The following is a 4,348-nucleotide window of genomic DNA, read 5'->3' as shown; positions in this document are numbered from 1 at the left end:
TTGATAATCTTTAATCGCTAAGGTGACATTATGTGAGGCAATACAACCAGAGGTTATCGCTGCACTGATAATCTCAGTTTTTGCTTTTACGATTAACGCATGTTCGAACTGTAGAGGGCTCCGCATCGCTTCATCCGTTATCACACTCTGATGAGCACTGATGTAGTCCATAATGCCAAAGTCGAGCACTTCAACTGGCTCCATCATGGCAATCTTGTTGACATCACCTAAGGCGCCATGGGTTTCAATCAAAACATGTATTGGCAGCGGTTGCTGAAGGCTATATTTCTGTGAGGCTAGCTGGATGTATTCAAGCATCATCTCAACTTGAGTCGCATCCTGCGCCTTGGGAAGTGTTATGTAACGAATGAGATCTCTTGCCCCAGATAATAAAATATCGACTTCCTGTTTCCAGACAGGCTCATTGAACCCATGGATACGCACACCTGCCATTTTATGGATGTTATGTTCGCTATTGAGAAGCTCAACAATCATATTGGCGTGGGAAATTTCTGTCCCCGTTGCTGCACCATCTTCGCAATCACAAGTTATGTCGAAAACAGGGCCATACTCAGCTTGAATCGCAAAGGCTTTGAGTAGTGTGTGACGGTTACCTGCAAAGTGTTCACATACCGGTATCACTGGAAGTGGTGCCTCTTCATTGACAAGCGCATCATTGGGATGAATCAAGGTACTCATTTATATATCTATCCTAGATAGGCCCTTTCCCTCGGGCCAGTTATCATAAAGTGTCTGATTGTCAAAAGTATAATATATCGATTAAGTCTGGTTTTTAGTTTAAAAAGATGCGATTATTCACGGTTTTGGTTGCCGTATTTTCGTTTTGAAAATGATCCCACAGGTCTTTTTGATATGACGAGTAAATACGGTATGGTCTGAATTGAGTAAACAGTGTTTTGTCTTAACGCAAAATTTTTGTTGATCAATTCCTGTATTTCGGCACATGATTAACACATGACAGAAACAGAACTACAATATTCTGAACAAATACGGAAAGTGTTCTTTGTATCAGACCGCACCGGACTTACTGCCGAATCTTATGGAAAGTGCTTGTTGGCTCAATTTCCTGATCTCGAGTTCGAAACCATCACACTGGCCTTTGTAGACACCCCAGAAAAAGCATTACAGGCCAGAGAGAAAATAAACGAAACCAGCTTAGAGTCTAATCTCAAACCCGTTGTTTTTAGCACTTTAGTGCATGATGATGAGCAATACATTATCGAGAGCGCCAACGCTTGTGTTATTAGTTTGTTTCACAGTTATATTGGCTCATTGGAAAGTTTCTTTGGTGTTGAGTCATCACATAAACAAGGTGTCTCGCGAATTGCATTTAGCGATACCACATACCAGCGCAGATTAGACGCCATTGACTTCGCTCTGACGCATGATGATGGTGTCAGACCCGATCATTATAATGATGCCGATGTGATTCTTGCTGGTGTGTCACGTTGTGGTAAGACCCCTACAAGTCTTTATCTGGCAATGAACTTTTCACTCAAAGTGGCGAACTATCCTTTGACGCCAGAAGACTTGTCTTCAGATGAATTACCTCAGTGTTTATTGGATAATATTGATAAACTGGTCGGGCTAACAATTAAGCCCGTACCATTAAGTCGTATCAGACGCCAACGCCGGCCCGGGAGTGAATACGCCTCTCTGGAAATTTGTCAGGCAGAATTGACACAAGCACAATCTATGTTCGATAAAGCGGGAATTGCCGTTTTCGAAACAACCGATACTTCAATCGAAGAAATCTCAAGCCGTGTAGTACGTGCACTGGGCTTGGGCCGGGAGCGAGTAAGAGAGTCGGTTTTAATGTTTAATAAATCTATAAAAGCAAGGTAGTTATAACTATGTCGGAATATGTTATCTCTCTGGATAAGCTATGCATGGAGGATGTCGGCAGAGTAGGTGGTAAAAACGCCTCATTAGGTGAAATGCTGCAAAATCTCGCCCCTCTAGGAGTCGATGTCCCAGGTGGCTTTGCCACAACAGCGGATGCTTACCGGGAGTTTCTTCTGCACGATGGACTCCAGAGTAAAATCAATGAACGCTTGCGTGAGCTGGATGTCGATGACGTCACTGCTTTGCAAAAAACAGGTCAGGAAATCCGTGATTGGATTATGACTATTCCTTATCCAGAAGCGATGGAAAAAGCGATAGACGAAGCTTATGCCGCGCTGGAAAAAGAATACGGTCCTGAAGCAAGCTTTGCTGTGCGTTCATCAGCAACGGCAGAAGATTTACCTGATGCTTCTTTCGCGGGACAACAAGAAACATTTCTTAACGTTTCAGGCTTAGCAAACATCAAAAAAGCGATTCGTGAAGTGTTTGCATCATTATTTAATGATCGTGCTATTGCGTATCGTGACCACCAAGGCTTTGATCATAGTGAAGTCGCTTTATCTGCTGGCATCCAAAAAATGGTGCGTTCTGATATTGCAAGTGCCGGTGTTGCGTTTTCTCTTGATACAGAAAGTGGCTTCCGTGATGTTGTCTTCGTTACTGGTAGTTATGGCCTGGGCGAAATGGTGGTGCAAGGTGCTGTCAACCCTGACGAGTTCTATGTTCATAAAAATACTCTAGAAGCCGGTCGTCCATCAGTTTTACGTCGTACAGTCGGTCATAAAGCCATTAAAATGATTTACTCTGGGGATGCTTCATCTCCGGTGAAAACGGTGGATGTTGATGCAGAAGAACGCTTACATTTCTGCTTAACTGACAAAGAAGTTGAGTCTTTAGCGAAAATGGTTGTCACCATTGAGAAACATTATAAGCGTCCTATGGATGTGGAATGGGCTAAAGATGGTAATGATGGCCGAATTTATATTGTTCAGGCGCGTCCTGAAACAGTGCAAAGTCGTACCAAGAAAAACGTTCGTGAAACATTCGTTCTGAAACAAGAAGGTGAATTACTTTCTGTTGGCCGCGCTATTGGCAGCAAAATTGGTCAAGGCAAAGTGCGTTTACTAAACAGTCTCGATCAAATGAATAAATTCCAAGAAGGTGACGTTCTGTTAACAGACATGACAGATCCAGATTGGGAACCTATCATGAAACGTGCTTCTGCGATTATCACTAACCGTGGTGGTCGTACATGCCACGCGGCTATCATCGCTCGCGAATTAGGTATTCCTGCTGTTGTAGGCTGTGGCGATGCGACTGAAACCATTAAAGAAGGCACAGAAGTCACTGTCTCTTGTGCTGAGGGTGATGAAGGTAATATCTATGCTGGCTTGCTCGAATTCGAACATCGCGTAGAAGAACTCGATAATATGCCTGAGTTGCCAGTCAAGATTATGATGAACGTTGGTAACCCTGACCGTGCATTTAGCTTTGCACAATTACCAAACAAAGGTGTCGGTCTGGCTCGTTTGGAATTCATCATCAACAATATGATCGGTATTCATCCAAAAGCATTGATGAATGCAGATGAGATGGAAGGTGAAGTTAAACAAGCGATTAAAGAACGTACAACTGCTTATGGCGACCCAGTAGAATTCTATATAAGCCGTATTGCAGAGGGTGTCTCAACCATTGCTGCTGCATTCTATCCTGAGACAGTCATCGTGCGTATGTCAGACTTCAAATCAAATGAATACGCCAATCTGATTGGCGGTACATTATTTGAGCCTGAAGAAGAAAACCCAATGATCGGTTTCCGCGGTGCATCGCGTTATTCATCAGACGATTTTGCTGAATGCTTCAAACTTGAAATTGAAGCAATGAAGCGCGTTCGTGATGAAATGGGCTTAACTAATGTTGAATTGATGATTCCATTTGTTCGTACATTAGACGAAGCTGAGTCAGTCGTTAACTTACTAAAAGAAAACGGACTGGAGCGTGGCAAAAATGGTCTGCGTCTAATCATGATGTGTGAGTTACCTTCAAATGCTGTGATGGCAGATGAATTCCTTGAGTTCTTCGATGGTTTCTCAATCGGTTCAAATGATATGACTCAGTTAACACTGGGCTTGGATCGTGACTCAGCATTAGTAGCGGGTTCATTTGATGAACGTAATCCTGCTGTATTGAAGATGCTGGATATGGCCATTACCGCGTGTAAAAAAGCGGATAAATACGTCGGTATTTGTGGTCAAGGACCTTCAGATCATGAAGATCTTGCAGAGTGGTTATTAGAACGTGGCATTAGCAGTATCTCTCTGAATCCGGATACTGTTGTGAGTACATGGCAGGCTTTAGCTGAAAAGCACGTTTAAAAGTAAAAAAGCGAGTGTCCGGCCTGTTTTTTCAGGCCGGGCTTTGCTAATATAGCGACCTCGTCAATCTGGCTGTCTCAAGCAATCTATAGGTTGACACAAAAATC

Annotated in this window: 3 protein-coding genes; 2 read left to right on the top strand and 1 reads right to left on the bottom strand. The window is 43.1% G+C overall.

The genetic code is table 11. The features are described 5' to 3' along the window. On the bottom strand, positions 1–699 hold a 699-nt coding region (locus B4K20_RS11295; protein ID WP_289282962.1), incomplete at its 3' end, for an aldolase/citrate lyase family protein. 276 nt (positions 700–975) lie between these two features. Here B4K20_RS11295 and B4K20_RS11290 point away from each other — a divergent pair. Then, complete coding sequence (locus tag B4K20_RS11290; protein ID WP_286305086.1) at positions 976–1,866, top strand: pyruvate, water dikinase regulatory protein; 891 nt, start codon at positions 976–978, stop codon at positions 1,864–1,866. Between the two features lie 8 nt (positions 1,867–1,874). Continuing rightward, positions 1,875–4,241 (top strand): phosphoenolpyruvate synthase, encoded by a 2,367-nt coding sequence (ppsA, locus tag B4K20_RS11285; protein ID WP_289282961.1) that lies wholly within the window; start codon positions 1,875–1,877, stop codon positions 4,239–4,241. Positions 4,242–4,348: the final 107 nt, after the last annotated feature.

Source organism: Methylophaga sp. UBA5088 (genome assembly GCF_002414625.1).
GTDB classification, from domain to species: Bacteria; Pseudomonadota; Gammaproteobacteria; order Nitrosococcales; family Methylophagaceae; genus Methylophaga; species Methylophaga marina.
The sequence above is the reverse complement of the archived record's forward strand: the minus strand, read 5'-3'. Positions and strand labels throughout refer to the sequence as shown.

Coding starts and splice junctions, on each gene's coding strand:
- B4K20_RS11290 (WP_286305086.1), top strand. CDS start 976: ATGACAGAAACAGAACTACAATATTCTGAACAAATACGGAAAGTGTTC.
- ppsA (WP_289282961.1), top strand. CDS start 1,875: ATGTCGGAATATGTTATCTCTCTGGATAAGCTATGCATGGAGGATGTC.